Consider the following 17,784-nt stretch of genomic DNA (forward strand, 5'->3'; position numbering starts at 1 on the left):
TGTGTTCCGTCGCATCAACGTTACGCTTTGCGTTGCGTTTTCAACGACCTGCGTGCATGCTCCGGTTATCGATCTTCAAATTTCCGGGCAGGCTTCATGACGCAATCCATCGGTCCCTTTGTCGAACGCTTCGAACCTCCGATCACCGCCGAGGCGCCGGTTTCCGACCTGCTTTCGGGCCTCACCGTTGCGGTGAAGGACAATTTCGACATCGAAGGAACGGTCACCGGCGGCGGCAATCCCGAATGGGCCGAGGATCAGGCGCCTGCGGCCAGAAACGCCGCAGCGGTCCAGACCCTTCTCGACAATGGCGCCGCCCTTGCCGGCAAGGTGCATATGGATGAGCTTGCCTATAGCCTGATGGGGATGAATGCCCGGTTCGGCACGCCGGAGAACCCGGCGGCGCCTTCGCGCGTTCCGGGCGGTTCCTCTTCCGGCTCGGCCTCTGCCGTCGCGTCCGGCCTTGCCGATATCGGGCTTGGGTCGGATACGGGCGGCTCTGTGCGCCTGCCTGCCTCCTTCTGCGGCCTGTTCGGCTGGCGGCCGACCCATGGGCTGGTGCCGAGCGACGGCCTGTTGCCGCTTGCCGAAAGCTACGATGTGCCGGGTTTCCTCACCCGCGATCTCGAGACGCTCGAGACGCTTGGCGAGATCTTTGCGGGAGAGCAGGAAGTCGATGCGGATGTCCGGCTGGTCTACCCCACCGATGTCTGGCGCCTGTGCGAGGACGAGGCGGCCGCGGCGCTGAAGTCGGCGCTTCCGAGGGGAGACCGCAATGACAGCTCGCTTCTGCCGGGCGGGGACCTGAAGGCGTTGCTGCCTGTGTTCCGCACCCACCAGGGCTATGAGATCTGGCAGCATTTCGGGGCCTGGATCGAAAAGCGCGAGCCGGACTTTGGTCCCGGCATCCGCGAGCGTTTCGCCATGGCGGCGAAGATCACGCCGGAGGAATTCGAGGAGGCCAGGGCCAAGCGCGAGGCCTTCCGCGCCCATCTGGCGCGCGTGCTGCAGCCGGGCACCATCATGGTCTATCCGACCTCGCCGGGGCCTGCGCCGCTTCTGACGGCCGGCAACGACATCGTCGAAACCTTCCGCAACCGTGCGCTCGCCATGCTGGCAATCGCAGGCCATGGCGGTCTGCCGCAATTGTCCATCCCGATCGCCGCAAGCCAGGGCTCTCCGCTCGGGCTTTCGCTGGTTGCAGCACCCGGCAGCGACCTGTTGCTGATCGAAACGGCGAAACGCTTTATCTGAGGGTATCATGCTTCATTCCGCGACGGGCTTCGACGGAGCCTTCACCGCGCCGCATCGCGCTGCGGCGCTTGCCGGCCGCGACATCCTGCGTGCCGGCGGTACGGCGATGGAGGCGATGGTCGCTGCCGCCGCGACGATCGCGGTTACCTATCCGCACATGAACGGCATCGGCGGCGACGGTTTCTGGCTGGTCCACAGGCCGGGCCAGAAGGTCACCGGCATATCCGCCTGCGGACAGGCTGCAGGCCTCGCAACGCCGGAATGGTATGCGAACCACGGTTTTGAGAAGACTATGCCAACGCGCGGGGCCCTTGCAGCGCTCACCGTACCGGGCACGATCGGAGGCTGGGAAAAGGCGCTGTCGCTCGTGCCGGGCGAAAAGCGCCTGCCGCTCGAAGATCTGCTCTCTTCCGCAATCCATTATGCCGAAAACGGCATCGCGGTTACCGGCAATCAGGCGCAGTGCACGGCGGACAAGCTCGACGGCTTGCGCGATGTGCCCGGCTTTGCAGAGACCTTCCTGCTGGACGGCGCGTCCCCCAAGGCGGGCGACAGGCTCTGCCAGAAACCGCTTGCCGCGACATTGCGCAAGCTCGTGGTGGAAGGATTATCTTCCTATTATACCGGCGGCACCGCCCAAACCCATGCCGCTTTCCTTGAGGAAACCGGATCGCCGCTGCGTTTGGAGGATTTTGCCGCTTACGAGGCGCGCATCGTCGATCCGCTGCTCGTCGAGACATCGCATGGCCGGCTGATGAACATGATCCCGCCGACGCAAGGCATCGCCTCGCTGATGATCCTGGCGCTGTTCGATCGGCTGGGCGTTGCCGAGGGCGAGGGGTTCGACCATCTCCACGGTCTGATCGAGTCCACCAAGCAGGCCTTCTTCAAACGCAATGAAGGGCTGGGCGATCCGGATTTCATGGCCGAACCCGCCCAAGCCTGGCTCGCCGATGACCGGCTCGATGCGCTGGCCGCGAAGATCGACATGAAAGCGGCGCTGCCCTGGCCATACGAGCCGGCAGAGGGCGACACGATCTGGATGGGGGCAGCGGACCGTTTCGGCAATGTCGTCTCCTTCATCCAGAGCGTCTATTGGGAGTTCGGCTCCGGCCTCACCTGTCCCGAGACCGGCGTGTTTTTCCAGAACCGCGGCGCGGGTTTCTCGCTGTCTCCTGGGCCCAACCAGCTTGCGCCGGGAAAACGCCCCTTCCACACGCTGAACCCCGCGCTTGCGCATCTGAAGGACGGGCGCGTGATGGCCTATGGCACGATGGGCGGCGAGGGGCAGCCGCAGACGCAGGCCGCCGTGTTCTCGCGCCATGTGCAGTTCGGCGAGGATTTGCAGGCCGCCGTCACCGCGCCGCGCTGGTTGCTCGGCCGGACATGGGGCGAGGAGACGACGACGCTGAAGCTCGAGGCTCGTTTTGATCCCGCCCTTGTTGCTGCCCTGAAAGCGGCCGGCCACGATGTCGAGATGCTGCCGGAATTTTCCGATGCCGCCGGTCACGCCGGCGCCGTCGTGCTGCACGAAAATGGGCTGATGGAGGCGGCGACCGATCCGCGTGCGGATGGCCTGGCGCTGGTGGATTGAGGCTCAGGCCGGGAAACGCTTTCTGAGAAAGCCATCGATGAAATCCACGGCCCTTTCTTCCAGCAGCGGAAAGCCGAGATTTCGGGCCGTCTCGGCTGCAAAACAGGCCGGGAAATCCTGTGGTCCGTAGACCGGCGGATCGGTGCGGTCGATCAGCGACAACAAGTCCTCGCCCGCCCGTTCGGCAAGCGCTGCAAGCAGCACTTCGACCGTCAGCGAGACGCCGGGCATGACGAGCGCGCGTGCCTCAGCCGGGATCGGTCCTTCAAGGTTTGCCGCGTGGATGAGCTGCGCGACCGCCGTTTCCGGCGAGGCCAGCCAGTGGCGCACGTCGTCCGAGGCGGGAAGAACCGCGCGGCGACCTTCCAGCGGTTCACGGATGATGTTGGAAAAGAAACCGGAATTGCCATGGGTGGCCTCGCCGGGCCTCACCGCGATTGTCGGCAGGCGCAGGCAGATGCCGTCGACAAAGCCCATGCGCGAATAGTCGGCGATGATCGCCTCGCTCATCAGCTTCTGCGTGCCGTAGGAACTGTCCGGCCGGGGCTGAACCGCGTCATCAATGAGGGCCGGGAAGGGGGCGCCATAGACCCCGATCGAGGAGGCATGGACAAGGCGCGGGCAATAGTCATCGCCGGCAAGCCGGATCGCTTCCACAGTGGCCCGCACAGTATCGAAATTGATATGATATCCGATGGAAAAATTGCTGTCGGCCTGGCCCATGGCGGTGGCGGCGACGTGAAAGATCACGTCCGGTCGGGACGCCACCAGCCGGTCTATGGTTTCGAAATCCGCCGCATCCCCCGTCACCCAATGCGTGGCTTCCCCTTCGATATCGCTCTTGCGGATATCGGAGAGGATGAGCGCGTCAAGCCGCTCTCGGCCGAGCGCGCCGCGTGTAATCAGCGTACGGGCGAGACTGGCGCCGATCATGCCGGAGGCGCCGATGATGGCGACGGAGGCCATGGGCGATCTCCTCCCTTACACTTTCACACGCGGATAAAGGCCGATTTCGCGCGTCGTTGCCGTGTCGTACATCTGGTCGAGATAGGGCCGAACTTCGGCCGCACCCTTGCTCATTTCCGGGCAGTGGTCACGCTCGAATTTCGCAGCCGCCTCGGCGATTTCCCCACGCAGATCGTTCTCGTTGACGGTTGTGAGCTTGCGATCCTCCATCACCAGCTTGCCGCCGACGATCGAATGGGTGACGACATCGGAATTGACCGAGAAGGCGATCTTCTTGATCGGGTCATGCAGCGGCATGAAGCCCCAGTCGGTCTTGTCCATCAGGATGACGTCGGCGAGCATGCCTTCCTCCAGCGTGCCGACTTCCTTCTCCATAAGGCTGGAGCGGGCGGCAGACGTGGTTGCCATGTCGTAGACCTCATGGGCCGAGATCCAGTCATTGTAGTCGAATGTGCCGATTTTGTGCAGGCCGGCGGCCGCCTTGAAGGCGACGAAGATATCGGCGGTGTCGGCAGAGGCCACGCCATCGCAGCCGAGCGCGACATTGACGCCGGCATTCATCATCCGCCGCACCGGTGAAACGCCGGAACCGAGCTTCAGATTTGCCAGCGGATTATGCGTCGTCGAGCAGCGGGCCTCGCCCATCGTCGCGATGTCCTCATCGGTCAGCCAGATCGCGTGGTTCATGGTCAGGCGATGGGTCATCAGGCCCATATCCTTCAGGAACTGAACCAGCGTGCGGCCGTACTTCTCCTCGCCGGTCACGGCCTGGGTCTTGGTTTCCAGCACATGGCAGTGGACCGGCAGGTCGCGCGCTTCGGAAAGGCTTGCCACCTCCTGCAGCAGTTTCTCCGAGCAGCGTTGCGGCCCGCAAGGGCCGAGGATGATGCGCATATTGTCCTTGCCGTGCCACTTGCCAGACAATTCCTCGAACAATTCGATCTGCGCCTTCCAGTCGGGCGCGGGCATGGCATCGAGACGCGCTTTCATGTCCGCCGGTACGAGATCGCCGACGAAGGGCAGGCTGTTGCAATAGCTTTCGTCCCACATCGACGCGGTGATCCAGCCGCGCAGGCCTGCGTCGCGGAAGGCGGTCGCGGTCGCGTCGACGGCTTCCGGCGTGCCGGAGATGTTGATCACATCGTCCTGCAGCGTGGTGACGCCCGAGCGCAGCGAGATGATCGCGACCAGCATGGCGCGCAGATAATGCTCGCGCCAGCTCATCGCCGGCGAGCCGAAGGGCGGATAGACCTCCGACAGCCAGATTTCGAGCGGCAGGTTGTCATAACGGCCCATCTCGAAGCCCTCATTGGAATGCATGTGCGCATCGATGAAGCCGGGCATGACCAGCTTGTCGGTGGCATCGATCACCTGCAGGTCCTGAAAGGCGGCGGCGCGTGCCGAAAGATCACCGCCTTTGCCTATTATCCGGTCACCATCGATCAGCACATCGCCGCGCGCAAAGCTGTGCGCGCCGGTTTTCTGGTTGATGACGAGGCCGTTCTTGATCAGGATTGCCATGCTTTACTCCGTTTGGCCGCCGCTTTGTTCGGGCGGCATGAAAATTGCATAATTGTCTATCGGGGATGACGTTAAGCCGACCGGGGCGCCTGTGGTGGGGGCGAACCGGCGAGCCTTGTGAAAGGAATCCATGTTTTGGCCACACCAGCCGGAGACCACGGACTTGACCTGCGCCTGATGCGCATTCTCGACGTGCTGCTTGATGAATGCAGCGTCTCGAAGACCGCCACGATACTCGGACAGAGCCAGCCTTCCGTTTCGCTCGCGCTGAAGCGGCTTCGCGAAATTCTCGGGGATCCGCTGCTGGTGCGCTCCGGCGTGAAGCTGATCCCGACGGAGAAGGGCATTGCGATCCGCGCCCAGGTGTCCAACATCCTGCGCGAGATCGATGCGCTCGCCGTCTCCGAGGATACGTTCGATCCGGCGAGCTACAATCGCCGCTTCCGCGTTTACGCCGCCAATTGCCTCGGCACCTTCTTCATGCCGCGCATCGGTGAACTGGTGCGCCGCGAAGCGCCCAACATGCCGCTCGATTTCTGCACGATTCCCGAAGAATCCCGGATATTTACCGAGCTCGAGGAGGGGAAGCTCGACCTGGTGATCGGCAACTGGCCGCTGCCGCGCGACTACCTGCGCTTTGCGCCCTTGCTTGAGACCGATATCGTTCTCGTGATGCGCAACGAACATCCGCTCGCCGGCCGTTCCCGCATCGACCTCCAGGAATATCTGAACCTCGACCATCTTTCGCCGACGCCGCATACGAGCCCGGCCATCAGCCCCATCGACGGTCAGCTCGCCCAGCTTGATGCCAAGCGCGAGATCGCCATGTCGGTTGCCGAGTTCACGCTGGTGCCGCACATGCTGGCGCGCACCGATCTGGTGTTCACCAGCAGCCGCCCCTTTGCCGAGCAGATGGCGCAATCCGGCGCCTTCTCGGTTGTCGGCGCGCCGGCGGAACTCGCCCGGATGAGCTTTTACACGCTGTGGCATGAACGGTCGCATCTCTCCCCCGGCAATCAGTGGTTCAGGAAATTGTTGCGCCGGGTTGCCAAAGAGATAAGCGAATTCACACCCCATCCATCAAGTGAAACTTCGCCCGAAGCCATTAGTGGGAACTAATAGAGTCTATTGGGGCAAGGGGTCTTATGAAACGTCAATTCCTGCCGTTTAATTGGTTTCGAGAGAGCCGGTCTTCTGCGGACCTCTTCTTGACACACGGCAAGCGGCCGACCTGTCCGCGACCCGGGTTTCAGCCAATCAGACAAACAAGGGGAATTGGAACATCATGCTGAAGAAACTGACCACAGCCCTTCTTGCCGGCGCCATCGGCCTGCCCGCCGCCGGCGCCTTTGCCGCTGACGATTATTCCGGCCACACGCTCGTTGTCGGCGTCTGGGGCGGCGATATCGAGCGTCTGCTGCGCGAAAACGTTGCCGAGCCGATCGAAGAGGAAACCGGCGCTTCCGTCGAATTCGTCCTCGGCGGCACGGGCGACCGCATGGCCCGAATCTATGCGGAAAAGGACAATCCGACCATGGATGTCGCCTTCCTCAACATGTACGAGGCTCCGCAGGCGCTTTCCGATGGCATCGTTCTGCCGCCCGATCCGGAAACCGACATGTACAAGGCCATCTGGGACGGCATGAACAATGGCTGCTATGCCATGTCGCTGGTCGGCCTCGGCATTGCCTACAACAAGAACATCGTTGCCGAAGCGCCGGAATGGGAAGATATGTGGGACCCGGAATATAACGGCATGATTGCCGTTGCCCAGTATCCGGGTTCGGAGGGCGATGGCCTGATCGGCGTGGCCGCGCGCCTTGCCGGCGCCGACGAGCATGATCCCGATGCCGCTTTCGAAAAGCTTCAGGGCCTGAAGCCGATCGCCATGACCTACACCAATCTCGACGAGATCTTCGCCATGATGGATGCCGGCGAAGTGGCCATGGCGCCGATGATTTCCGGCTACGTGCTTTCCGCGCTGAAGGAACACCCCGATATCGGTTTCTCCTTCCCGACCGATCCCGGCCCGGTTCTGGTGCGCGACATGCTGTGCCTGGTCAAGGACAGCCCCGAGCCCGAACTCGCCGCAATGTTCGCCGAGAAGGCCCTCGGCGTTGCAAACCAGACCGATTACGCCGAGCAGATCTTCTTCGGTCCGACCAACTCCATGGTCGAACTCTCCGAGGAAGCCTCCGCCGACGTGATCGACACGCCGGAAGAGGTCGAAAGCCTGGTGCAGCTTGACTGGCCCTATGTGATCGAGCAGCGCAGCGACTGGACCCAGCGCTGGAACAAGGAACTGCTCGAGCAGTAAGCCCACGCCCCCTGCCGCCGCGCCGAAACCGGTGCGGCGGCATTTCGGTGACGCGGCAACCCGGTGATTTTCATGAACAAACGCGCGCTCATGCTGCTGATGCCGGCACTCATCCTGTCGGGCATCGTCTTTCTGCTTCCCTTCCTGTGGCTGTTCGTCACCAGTTTCCGGGTGCAGGGGGAAGGCTCGCTGTTGATGGCGGAAGGTTTTTCCGCGGCCAATTACGCCAGGCTGGTGTCCGATACATACTTCGCCGAGGTGTTCTTCCGCACAATCTGGATGAGCGCCGCGGCAACCGCGATCTCCCTTGTCATCGCGCTGCCGATGGCGCGCCAGATCGCCGTCAGCGCCGGCCGCGCCAAGGGGCTGCTGCTAGCCCTCATTCTGGTGCCGCTCGTCTCCGGCGCGCTGCTCCCCACACTCGGCATGCTGCATCTTCTTGGCCCGCTCGGGGTTATCAACTCCATCCTCAAGGACCTCGGCCTGATTACTCGCAGCGTCAAGTTCCTCGGCACGGTGCCGGGCGTCATCATCGGCCTGGTGCAGGCCTTCCTGCCGCTGATGCTGCTGCCGCTGGTCAACGCGCTTTCCCGCCTGCCGAAGGATGTGGAGGCCGCTGCCGAAACGCTGGGCGCGCCGACATTCATCGTCTGGCGGCGCGTCATCCTGCCGCTGATCGCGCCGGGCATCATTGCCGGCTCGGTGCTGGTGTTCTGCGCCTCGCTCACCTCCTTTGTCACGCCTCAGATCCTCGGCCAGGGCAAGATCGCCACCTTCGGCACCATGGCCTATCAGCAGGCCTCGCTTGTGCTGGACTGGCCGTTTGCCTCGGCAATCGCCGTGGTCATGCTGGCGATCCTCGCGCTCGGCCTTGCCATCGGCTCGTTTGCCTCGAAACTGCTCGCACGGAGGCCCGCATGAAGACCTATGGGTTCGCGGTTTCGGCCCGCTTTGTCTGGACCGTTCTCGCCTTCGTTTTTCTTCTGGCGCCGATCGCGGTGCTGATCTTCGCGTCCTTCGACGATGCGAGCTTCTTCCGCTTTCCGCCCAATACCTATTCGCTGCGCTGGTACGAGGCGGCCCTTGAGAGCCGTGAGTATAAAAGCGCGCTGTCGGTCTCGCTGCTGGTCGCAATCCTTGCAGGTTTCATCGCCGTCCTCTTCGGCGCCATGGCGGCCTTCGCGCTGGTGCGCTACCGGCCCGCCGGCGGGCGGATTGTCGAGGCGATCCTGATGACCCCGCTGGTGCTGCCGCTGATCGTCTGGGCGATTGCGCTTCTGCAGATCTATTCGCGTCTCGGCATGTCCGGCACACTGCCGGCACTGGTGCTCGCCCACGCGGTGATCACCATGCCCTTTTCCGTGCGCATCATGGTTTCCACCTTTGCCGATCTCGATCCGCTTCTGGAACAGGCCGCCGCCACGCTTGGCGCGTCACCCGGCCGCGTTGTCCGCCGCATCACCCTGCCGCTTGCCATGCCGGGGCTTGTCTCATCGGCTGCCTTCTCTGTGCTGATCTCCTTCAACGATGTGATTGTTTCCTCGCTGATTGCCGGCGCGCGCTGGATCACCTTTCCGGTCCGGCTTTACGCCCAGCTTCGAAGCCAGGGCATCGATCCAATCACGCTTGCCATCGGTTCGGCGATCGTCGCCTTCATCCTTGTCGCCGCGCTGATCGGCGAATTCATGTTCAAATGGTCACGCCGTCTTTGAGAAAGAAAGAACAATGTCCGAAGAATACCGCTATCTCAAAACCATGCCGCATTTCGTGCGCGACGGCGTGCCGCTGCTGACCGGCTTCAAACGCGACCGCATCGCCCCTTATGTGGTGCTCGCCGTCAAGGATCCGCTGGTCGTCGGTGACGGCGCGGAGGAGGACTCCCTTGCCGCCGCCCTCGACAACGCCGAAATCTCGGCAAAGACCGGCCTCTTCACCACGGTGACGGGCACTTATGACGGCGCGCCGATCTCGATCGTTTCCGGCGGCTCCGGTTCGCCCGAGGCGGAACTGGCACTGATGGACCTGTTCAACTTCACCGATTGCACCACCGTCATCCGCATTGGCGGCTGCGGCGCGTGGAGCCCGAAGGTTGGCGTCGGCGATATCGTCATCTCCTCCGGCGCGGTGCGCGACGAAGGTATGACCAAGGCGCATGTGCGTCCCGAATATCCGGCGGTTGCCGACTGGCAGGTGGTCGGCGCGATGAAGGCGGCGGCCGATGAGGTTGGCCATCCCTATCACATTGGCATCACCCGTTCGGGCGACAGCGAATATTGCGGCTGGGGCAAGCCGGGGCCGGGCGGCTATCTGCAGGAAGACCACAAGCAGATCATCGATTACTGGAGCCGCGCCGGCGTGCTCAACACCGACCGCGAGGCCGCCGCGATCCTGACGCTCTGCAGCCTTTACGGCCGGCGCGGCGGGGCCGTCTGCTCGGTCGGCGACAATGTGGTGACCGGCGAATTGCACAAATCCGGTTCCGGCCAGACGGCGGCGATCACGGTCGGGCTTACCGCGCTTGCAAGGCTTTTCCGGGAGGACGCCAATGGCTGAGAAGCACGCACCCGACCATCTGGTGATCCAGAAGGTGATGAAGCATTATGGCGGCGGCGGCGAGCCGGCGCTGAAAAGCGTGTCCCTCAATGTGCGCAAGGGCGAATTCCTGGCGCTGCTCGGTCCTTCCGGCTGCGGCAAGACCACCTTGCTGAAGATCATCGCCGGCCTTGAAAAGGCGACCGAGGGCCAGATGGCGCTGGCGGGCGAGGGGCTCGATGCCATCCCGACCTACAGGCGCGATATCGGCATTGTCTTCCAGTCCTATGCGCTGTTTCCGCACATGACGGTCGATGCCAATATCCGCTTCGGCCTCGACATGCGCGGCATCAAGGGCAAGGAGGCCGATGACCGCGTCGAAGAGGCGCTCGACCTGGTCAAGCTCGATGGGCTTTCGGCCCGCATGCCGAATGCGCTTTCCGGCGGTCAGCAGCAGCGCGTGGCGCTCGCCCGTGCGCTGGTCATCCGGCCGAAGCTTCTGCTGCTCGACGAGCCGCTTTCCAATCTCGATGCGGTGCTCAGAAAGAGCGTCCGCGTCGATATCCGCGAACTGCATGAGCGCATCGGACTGACGACGGTCATGGTCACCCATGACCAGGAGGAGGCGATGAGCATGGCCGACCGCGTGGCGGTGATGGCCAATGGCTATGTGCTGCAGCATGATACGCCCGAGACGATCTACGAGCATCCGGCATCCGCCTTCGTGGCAACCTTTGTCGGCAGCCCGCCGGCGATCCTTCTGCCGGTGGAAAAGACAGGCGAGGGCTACGGCATTGGCGGCACGGCCTTCACCCCATCGAGCTCACTCGCCGCCGCAATCGCGATGCAAAACGGCAAGCCGGTGCTGCTGGGGCTCCGCTCCGACCGGCTCTCCTTCGCCGATGAACCCGGTCCGCTGACGATCACCGGCGAGGTGCATTCCAGCGAATATATCGGCGGCTCCTGGCTGGTGCATGTGGCGCTCGGCGAACACCGTATCGCCGTGCCGACGCGCGAGCGCCCGCCGCAGTTCGGCGAAGTCGCCCATATCCGCATCGACGAGGCCGAGCCGCTGCTCTTCGATCCCGACACCGGCGCCAGGGTCGCGCACTCATGAACGGCGCGATCTATTGCCTCGGGCCGCTTGTGCTCGACCGGGTGCTGACCGTCGATGACCTGCCGGGCCACGACGAGAAAGCCTTCATCAAGAAAAAGGAAGAACGCGCCGGCGGTCCGCCGCTGAATTGCGCCTGGGCGCTGAGCCGGCTCGGCGAGGATGCGCGGCTGGTCTCCACAATCGGCGATGACGGCGAGGGCGCGATACTGATGCAGTGGCTCGCCGAGCGCGACATGAGCACCGAGGCCGTCGACGTGAAGGCCGACAGCGTCACGGCCTCCGCCACCATCATCGTCGATCGCACCGGCGAGAAGGCGATCCTGATCGATCCCGTTCCCGTCGAGACGCTGGCGGTGATCGGCGACCGTGTTTCGCTGCAGGCAGGCGATACGGTCGTCTCCAATTTCTTCCATCCGGAAGCCGTGGCGCGCATGTTCGATCGCGCAGCGAAAACCGGCATCGACCGGATGATCGATCTGGAATTGCCGGAGATCGAACGCTGGGGCTGGCAGGCGATGGAAAACATCCTGCCCTTCGCCTCGCTGGTGGTCACCAACCGACAGGTGCTGGAGGCTTGGATGGCGCGGACGGGCAATGATCGTCCGATTGGCGAAGCCGCTGAAGATCTGGCGCACTTTCTGTCCGGCGCGGGGGCGCGCAAGGCAGTCGTCACGCTCGGCTCGGGGGGACTGGTCGCAATCGATGGCGATGCAGTGTTCTACCTTGATGCCTTCAAGGTGACGCCGCGCAACACGACGGGTGCGGGCGATGTGTTTCTGGCAGGCCTTGCCACTGCCATGCGGCGCGGCCGCAAATTCGAAAAGGCGCTCGCCTTCGGCACGGCCGCTGCCGCGCATTTCCTGGAAACGGGACGGTGCGACGCTGCAGCCGCGGAAGCCCTGATGAAAGACAAGATGAAGGAAAGACTGTAGAAAATGGCTACCACGTCCAAAGCAATCGAGGCCGTGCTTTCGGCCGCCTGCGTCGCCGATGCGCTGGGAGCCGCCACCGAATGCATGCATCCCGACGAGATTATCCGGGTATTCGGCGGACCGGTGACGGCATTCCGCACGCCGCCGGAAAAATCCCCCTTCGCCAAGGGTCTCGCGCCGGGCCGGCTGACGGATGATGCGACGCAGATGCTGGCCATGGCCAAGCGCATCATCGGGCTTGAGCGTGCGCCGGTCTCCGCCGACGCGATTGCCGGCTTCATCGACTGGTCGCATGACGAGGAAATGTTCCAGCGCTTTGCCGGGCCGACCACCCGCATTGCAGTCGAGGCCATGCGCGCCGGCGCGCCCGCGGAAGCCGTCGCCACGCCCGAGACCTATTCCTGCATGTTCGGCACCTCTAATGGCGGGGCCATGCGCGCACCGACGGCAGGCTGTGCCGCCGCCGGCAATCTTTCCGAGGCCGTGCGCATTGCCTGCCTGATGTCGGCGCCGACGCACAACACCCAGATTGCCTATGCCGGCGCCTCCGCCGTTGCCGGCGCCATCGCCGTCGGGCTTTCGTCCGAGCGGTCGATGACGATTGTCGAGGCAGCGCTTGAAGGCGCGCGGCTCGGCGAGGTGGAAGCGCGCACAACCGGCCGCATCGTCGGCGGCGCAGGCGTTGCCCGCCGCATCGAGATCGCGGTCGAGATCGGTATCCGCTACAAGGCGGATATCGAGGCCGCGCGCGCCGAACTGATCGAGGTGATCGGCAATGGCGTTGCCATGTCCGAAGCCGTGCCGCATGCTTTCGGCCTTGTCGCCGCCGCTGACGGCGACCCGTGGACGGCAATCGTCGCTGCCGTCAATGGCGGTAATGACAGCGACACGATCGCGATGATCGCAGGCGCGGTTGCCGCTGCCTGGAACGGCGCGGCGGGCATTCCGGCTCAACTGGTCGAGGAGGTCTCGACTGTGAACGGGCTTGATCTGGCGGGCGTTGCCGAGGGGCTTGCGACATTCAATGAACAAGTGATTGCGGGAGAACACGCATGAAGCGCTATTGGCTGGAAATGACATCGCCGGACCATGCGGCGCTGCCGGAAAACACGGTGGCGGTTCTGCCTGTCGGCGCGACCGAGCAGCATGGCCCGCACCTGCCTGTCGGCACGGATTGCCTGATCAATAGCGGCATTGTCTCGGCCGCGCTCAACAAGCTTGGCGATGATGTTCCGGCCGTCGTCCTGCCGCTGCAGCCGGTCGGCGCGTCTCAGGAACATCTCGATTATGCCGGATCGCTCGCCCATCCCGCGCCCGATTTGATGCAATCCTGGACGCGGGTGCTTGATTGCGCGGTGCGCTCCACCGGGCTGAAACGCATCCTGATCTTCAACAGCCATGGCGGCCAGGCGGGGCTTCTGGCGACGGTCGCGCTCGATCAGCGCGTGCGCCACAATATCCTCGGCGCCTATGCCACCTGGTTTGAGGCCGGCTATCCGGAAGGGCTTTTCGCCGATGACGAGATCCGCACCGGCTTTCACGGCGGCGATATCGAGACATCGCTGATGCTGGCGCTGCATCCGGAACTGGTGGTGATGGAGAATCTTGGCGATTTCCGTTCTTCCGTCGATGAAATCGAAGCGGGTACGCAGCAGCTTTCCGCCAATCCCGGCGGCGGACGCGTCGGCGGCCTCGGCTGGAAGGCGCAGGACCTCAATGCCGATGGCGTGACCGGCGATGCGAGCCGCGCCACGGCGGAAAAGGGCAGGGCGTTGCTGGAGCACACGGCGGCAAGCCTTGCGGCGCTGATCACCGATCTGGCGAACGCCCCGATGCCGTCGGACAACTGGCCGCCGGAGAAGTACCGGGCTTGAGGTGAGGGCCTCGAGCGCATCGAACGCATGCTTGCTGAACCCGATCTCCCCCCTTGAGGGGGAGATGCCCCGACAGGGGCAGAGGGGGGTGAACACTATCCGAGAGCACGGAGCAGACGGCTTATGCCACATACCCCTCTCTGTCGCGTTCGCGACATCTCCCCTTCAAGGGGGGAGATTGATGTTGTCGGCTATTCTCACCCCGCCAGGAGGCTCGCATTGCCGCCCGATGCCGTGGTGTCGACGCAGAGGTGGCGTTCGTAGGCCACATGCGCCTTGTCCGGCATCGCGGTGATCAGCGGCAGGACGGGACCTGAACGTTTGGCAAGCGCTGCGGCAAAGGCCCGTGCCACGTCTTCGTCCCCCCACCAGAGAGCGCCGGAAAAGCCCTCAAGCGTCATCAGCCTTTCCGGCTCGACATGGCCGTCGACGGCAACGGCGCGACCGCCCAGCGCCTCGACGGCGGCCTTCTGGGCCGCGGCGATTTCCTTGCCGGGGCCGAGGCAGAGAAGCGGCGGGCGGGTGTAGAAGGCAAGCCGGTTGAGCTCGCCGGTAACGCCGGGCATCAGCTCCTCGCCGAGTTTTACTTCGGCAAGCGCCGACAGCATGGCCTCGACCGGTTTCATGTCGGCATTGTCCGTCCAGTCCTTACCGCCGCTCTGGCCTGCCTCGGGCGTCAGGAAGCGCGGCAGATAGTCGGGGCCGCCGGCCTTCGGGCCCGTGCCGGACAGTCCCTCGCCGCCGAAGGGCTGCGAGCCGACGACCGCGCCGATCTGGTTGCGGTTCACATAGATATTGCCGACACGGATGCTCTCCGACACGTCCTGCACCCGGTCGTCAATGCGGGTGTGGAGGCCGAAGGTCAGGCCGTAACCTCGGGCGTTGACCTTCTCGACAACCTTCTCCAGATCGCGCGCCTTGTAGGTGGCGACATGCAGAACCGGGCCGAAGATCTCGCGCTCCAGATCATCAATGCCGCTGACCCTGAGCATGGTCGGCGGGATGAACGTGCCGGTCTCCGGCGCCTTCAACTGATGGATGATGCTACCGGATTTTTCCTTGAGATAGGCGGCAATACCGTCACGCGCCTCGGCATCGATGACCGGGCCGACATCGGTGGAAAACAGCCAGGGGTCGCCAACGGCAAGTTCGTCCATCGCGCCCTTGATCATCTCGATCAGATGCTCGGCCGTGTCTTCCTGAATGTAGAGGCAGCGTAGCGCCGAGCAGCGCTGGCCGGCCGACTGGAAGGCCGAGGCGACGATATCGCGCACGGCCTGTTCGGGAAGCGCCGTACTATCGACGATCATGGCGTTGAGCCCGCCGGTTTCGGCAATCAGCGGCGTGCCGGGCGCAAGGTTTTCGGCAATCGATTTCTCGATCAGCTTGGCCGTGTCGATCGAGCCGGTGAAGACAGCGCCGGAAACGCGGCTGTCGGCTGTCAGCGCCGCGCCAACGGTGGGGCCGTCGCCGGTCAGAAGCTGGAGGGCCGATTTCGGCACGCCCGCCTCATGCAGGAGCTCGACGGCCTTGTGGGCGATCATCTGCGTCTGTTCAGCCGGTTTGCAGAGCACGCCATTGCCGGCCATCAGGGCCGCGGAAATCTGGCCGGTGAAGATCGCCAGCGGAAAGTTCCACGGGCTGATGGCGGAGATGATGCCGCGCGGGGCCCGCACCGTGTTCTCGCCCTCGCGGGCGTAATAGCGCAGGAAATCGACCGCCTCGCGCACCTCGCCGATGGCATCGGCAATGGTCTTGCCGGCTTCGCGGGCGAGAAGCGCGAACAACACGCCGTAGTTTTCCTCGTAGAGATCGGCGGCCTTGCGCAGCGCGGCGGCGCGCTCGGATGCAGGCGCATCCCAGGTGGCGGCGTCATCGAAGGCGCGGGCAACGGTCGCCTCGTCGGCCTCCAGCACCGTGCCGATTGTCTCGCCCGTTGCCGGGTTGGTGATGGTCACGGATTTGCCGGTCGGTTCGGAAACGGTGAGCGGCTTGCCGTCGGGAAGGGGGACGTCGCGCGCTTCCTCGATGGCGGCCAGCACGTCGTCCGCCGTCGTGTCCCAGCCCTTCGCCGCCACCCGGCCTTCGCCGAAGATATCGGCCGGCTTCTTCAGCGCCGCCGGCGGCTTGGCCGTCTTCACAGCCTCGAAGGGATCGCTGGCGACGGTTTCCGGTGCAATGCTGGTGTCGACGATCTGGTGGACGAAGGAGGAGTTGGCGCCGTTTTCCAGAAGGCGGCGTACCAGATAGGCAAGGAGATCGCGATGCGCGCCGACCGGCGCATAGATCCGGCAATGCCCGCCGGTTTCCTTCTTCACGATGTCATGCAGGCGCTCGCCCATGCCGTGAAGGCGTTGCAGCTCGTAGGGGCGGCCATCGGCGAGTTCCAGAACGGCGGCAATCGTATGGGCATTGTGCGAGGCGAATTGCGGGAAGATGCGGTCGCCCATCGAAAACAGCTTCCGCGCCAGGCAGAGATAGGCGACATCGGTGGCCGCCTTGGTGGAATAGAGCGGAAAGTCCGGCATGCCGTTGACCTGGGCAAGCTTCATTTCCGTGTCCCAGTAGGCGCCCTTCACCAGCCGCACATTGATCTTGCGGTCATAGCGCGTCGCCATGTCGTAAAGCGCGTCGAGAGCGGCATCGGCGCGCTTGCCATAGGCCTGGACGACGACGCCGAAACCATCCCAGCCGTCGAGCGCCGGATCGGCCATCACCGCATCGATCACCTTGAAGGAAAGCGCTAGACGGGCCTGTTCCTCGGCATCGATATGCAGCGCGATACCGGCGTGCTTTGCCTGAAAGGCGAGGCGTTTGACGATCGGAACCAGCTCCTCCATCACGCGCTCTTCCTTGGCGACTTCGTAACGCGGATGAAGGGCGGAAAGCTTGATCGAAATGCCGGGATTGTCGACGATCTTCTCGTGGACGGCGGCCTTGCCGATCGCCTTGATGGCGTTTGTGTAGTGGCGGTCGTAGCGCGCGGCGTCATCGGCGGTCATCGCCGCCTCGCCGAGCATGTCGAAGGAATAGGTAAAGCCCTGCTTCATGCGGCTGTCGCCGCGTTTCAGCGCGTCCTCGATGGTTTCGCCGAGCACGAACTGTCGGCCCATTTCCTTCATCGCGCGCAGGACGGCGGTGCGGATCACAGGCTCGCCCATGCGCTTGACGAGGCCGTGCAGCGTGGTGGCGATGCCGGGGTCGTTTCGGTCGTCCAGCACCTTTCCGGTCAGCATCAGCGCCCAGGTGGAGGCGTTCACGAGCGAGGAAGCGGCGGTGCCCAGATGGCTGTTCCATTCCGAAGGTGCGATCTTGTCCTCGATCAGCGCGTCCATGGTGAACTTGTCCGGCACGCGCAACATGGCTTCGGCCAGGCACATCAGCGCCACGCCTTCCCGTGTGGAAAGCCCGTATTCAGCCAGGAAGTGCTCCATCAGCGTCGGCTTGCTTTCCGAGCGGATGCGCCGGACCAGATCGGCGGCCCGCTTGCTGATCGCCTTGCGTTCGTCCGGGGTGATGTCCGCCCGTTCGCTCAGGGCTTTGAGAAACGGGGCATCGGGGGCGAATTTCTGCTCGGAACCGAGCGCTGGGAAGGTGTTTTTGGCCAAATTCTGCTCCTCGTTTTTTGCCAGACTAACGTCAATTGCGTGGACGATGCGACCAGTTTTCGATATTTA

The 17,784-nt window shown here is 63.9% G+C and carries 14 protein-coding genes; 11 read left to right on the forward strand and 3 right to left on the reverse strand.

Translation table 11 applies throughout. The annotated features are described in order from the left end of the window. Positions 1 to 96: 96 nt before the first annotated feature. Positions 97 to 1,254 (forward strand): amidase, encoded by a 1,158-nt coding sequence (locus tag GGR30_RS16565; RefSeq protein ID WP_183488384.1) that lies wholly within the window; start codon positions 97 to 99, stop codon positions 1,252 to 1,254. Positions 1,255 to 1,261: 7 nt separating this feature from the next. Further along, positions 1,262 to 2,848, forward strand: coding sequence for a gamma-glutamyltransferase family protein (locus GGR30_RS16570; protein ID WP_183488386.1), 1,587 nt, complete (start codon positions 1,262 to 1,264; stop codon positions 2,846 to 2,848). Between the two features lie 3 nt (positions 2,849 to 2,851). Here GGR30_RS16570 and GGR30_RS16575 read toward each other — a convergent pair whose 3' ends face one another. Together GGR30_RS16575 and GGR30_RS16580 are read right to left on the reverse strand one after the other, a co-directional pair. Beyond that, a complete protein-coding gene (locus GGR30_RS16575) occupies positions 2,852 to 3,814 on the reverse strand; it encodes an NAD-dependent epimerase/dehydratase family protein (protein WP_183488388.1) in 963 nt (320 codons plus the stop codon). Positions 3,815 to 3,829: 15 nt separating this feature from the next. Beyond that, on the reverse strand, positions 3,830 to 5,335 hold the full coding sequence (locus tag GGR30_RS16580; RefSeq protein WP_183488396.1) for an amidohydrolase family protein: 1,506 nt from the start codon (positions 5,333 to 5,335) through the stop codon (positions 3,830 to 3,832). 135 nt (positions 5,336 to 5,470) lie between these two features. Here GGR30_RS16580 and GGR30_RS16585 point away from each other — a divergent pair, with 135 nt between their 5' ends. The 9 genes from GGR30_RS16585 to GGR30_RS16625 all read left to right on the forward strand — a co-directional run bounded on the left by GGR30_RS16585 (position 5,471) and on the right by GGR30_RS16625 (position 14,107). Continuing rightward, entirely contained in the window at positions 5,471 to 6,454 is a 984-nt protein-coding gene (locus GGR30_RS16585) for a LysR family transcriptional regulator (protein WP_246413982.1), read from the forward strand. A gap of 166 nt (positions 6,455 to 6,620) precedes the next feature. Continuing rightward, entirely contained in the window at positions 6,621 to 7,652 is a 1,032-nt protein-coding gene (locus tag GGR30_RS16590; protein ID WP_183488398.1) for an extracellular solute-binding protein, read from the forward strand. A gap of 72 nt (positions 7,653 to 7,724) precedes the next feature. After that, entirely contained in the window at positions 7,725 to 8,573 is an 849-nt protein-coding gene (locus tag GGR30_RS16595) for an ABC transporter permease (RefSeq protein WP_183488400.1), read from the forward strand. Next, positions 8,570 to 9,364: an ABC transporter permease gene (locus GGR30_RS16600; protein ID WP_183488402.1), complete on the forward strand. Its 795-nt coding sequence runs from the start codon at positions 8,570 to 8,572 to the stop codon at positions 9,362 to 9,364. The genes GGR30_RS16595 and GGR30_RS16600 overlap by 4 nt, the downstream gene beginning before the upstream one ends. 13 nt (positions 9,365 to 9,377) lie before the next feature. After that, positions 9,378 to 10,205: a nucleoside phosphorylase gene (locus tag GGR30_RS16605; RefSeq protein ID WP_183488404.1), complete on the forward strand. Its 828-nt coding sequence runs from the start codon at positions 9,378 to 9,380 to the stop codon at positions 10,203 to 10,205. Continuing rightward, complete coding sequence (locus GGR30_RS16610) at positions 10,198 to 11,301, forward strand: ABC transporter ATP-binding protein (RefSeq protein ID WP_183488406.1); 1,104 nt, start codon at positions 10,198 to 10,200, stop codon at positions 11,299 to 11,301. Before GGR30_RS16605 ends, GGR30_RS16610 begins: the two co-directional genes overlap by 8 nt. Continuing rightward, positions 11,298 to 12,233, forward strand: a complete 936-nt coding sequence (locus tag GGR30_RS16615) for a carbohydrate kinase family protein (protein WP_183488409.1) — start codon at positions 11,298 to 11,300, stop codon at positions 12,231 to 12,233. The genes GGR30_RS16610 and GGR30_RS16615 overlap by 4 nt, the downstream gene beginning before the upstream one ends. A gap of 3 nt (positions 12,234 to 12,236) precedes the next feature. Beyond that, positions 12,237 to 13,289, forward strand: coding sequence for an ADP-ribosylglycohydrolase family protein (locus tag GGR30_RS16620; RefSeq protein WP_183488410.1), 1,053 nt, complete (start codon positions 12,237 to 12,239; stop codon positions 13,287 to 13,289). Next, on the forward strand, positions 13,286 to 14,107 hold the full coding sequence (locus tag GGR30_RS16625) for a creatininase family protein (RefSeq protein ID WP_183488412.1): 822 nt from the start codon (positions 13,286 to 13,288) through the stop codon (positions 14,105 to 14,107). The genes GGR30_RS16620 and GGR30_RS16625 overlap by 4 nt, the downstream gene beginning before the upstream one ends. A gap of 197 nt (positions 14,108 to 14,304) precedes the next feature. On the opposite strand, the gene putA is transcribed toward GGR30_RS16625, so the two are convergent. Continuing rightward, positions 14,305 to 17,715 (reverse strand): bifunctional proline dehydrogenase/L-glutamate gamma-semialdehyde dehydrogenase PutA, encoded by a 3,411-nt coding sequence (gene putA / locus GGR30_RS16630; protein ID WP_183488414.1) that lies wholly within the window; start codon positions 17,713 to 17,715, stop codon positions 14,305 to 14,307. Between the last annotated feature and the right edge of the window lie 69 nt (positions 17,716 to 17,784).

It is taken from the genome of Martelella radicis, assembly GCF_014196625.1.
Classification (GTDB): domain Bacteria; phylum Pseudomonadota; class Alphaproteobacteria; order Rhizobiales; family Rhizobiaceae; genus Martelella; species Martelella radicis.

Coding starts and splice junctions, on each gene's coding strand:
- GGR30_RS16625 (WP_183488412.1), top strand. CDS start 13,286: ATGAAGCGCTATTGGCTGGAAATGACATCGCCGGACCATGCGGCGCTG.
- GGR30_RS16595 (WP_183488400.1), top strand. CDS start 7,725: ATGAACAAACGCGCGCTCATGCTGCTGATGCCGGCACTCATCCTGTCG.
- GGR30_RS16620 (WP_183488410.1), top strand. CDS start 12,237: ATGGCTACCACGTCCAAAGCAATCGAGGCCGTGCTTTCGGCCGCCTGC.
- GGR30_RS16565 (WP_183488384.1), top strand. CDS start 97: ATGACGCAATCCATCGGTCCCTTTGTCGAACGCTTCGAACCTCCGATC.
- GGR30_RS16580 (WP_183488396.1), bottom strand. CDS start 5,335: ATGGCAATCCTGATCAAGAACGGCCTCGTCATCAACCAGAAAACCGGC.
- GGR30_RS16610 (WP_183488406.1), top strand. CDS start 10,198: ATGGCTGAGAAGCACGCACCCGACCATCTGGTGATCCAGAAGGTGATG.
- GGR30_RS16590 (WP_183488398.1), top strand. CDS start 6,621: ATGCTGAAGAAACTGACCACAGCCCTTCTTGCCGGCGCCATCGGCCTG.
- GGR30_RS16570 (WP_183488386.1), top strand. CDS start 1,262: ATGCTTCATTCCGCGACGGGCTTCGACGGAGCCTTCACCGCGCCGCAT.
- GGR30_RS16575 (WP_183488388.1), bottom strand. CDS start 3,814: ATGGCCTCCGTCGCCATCATCGGCGCCTCCGGCATGATCGGCGCCAGT.
- GGR30_RS16600 (WP_183488402.1), top strand. CDS start 8,570: ATGAAGACCTATGGGTTCGCGGTTTCGGCCCGCTTTGTCTGGACCGTT.
- GGR30_RS16605 (WP_183488404.1), top strand. CDS start 9,378: ATGTCCGAAGAATACCGCTATCTCAAAACCATGCCGCATTTCGTGCGC.
- GGR30_RS16615 (WP_183488409.1), top strand. CDS start 11,298: ATGAACGGCGCGATCTATTGCCTCGGGCCGCTTGTGCTCGACCGGGTG.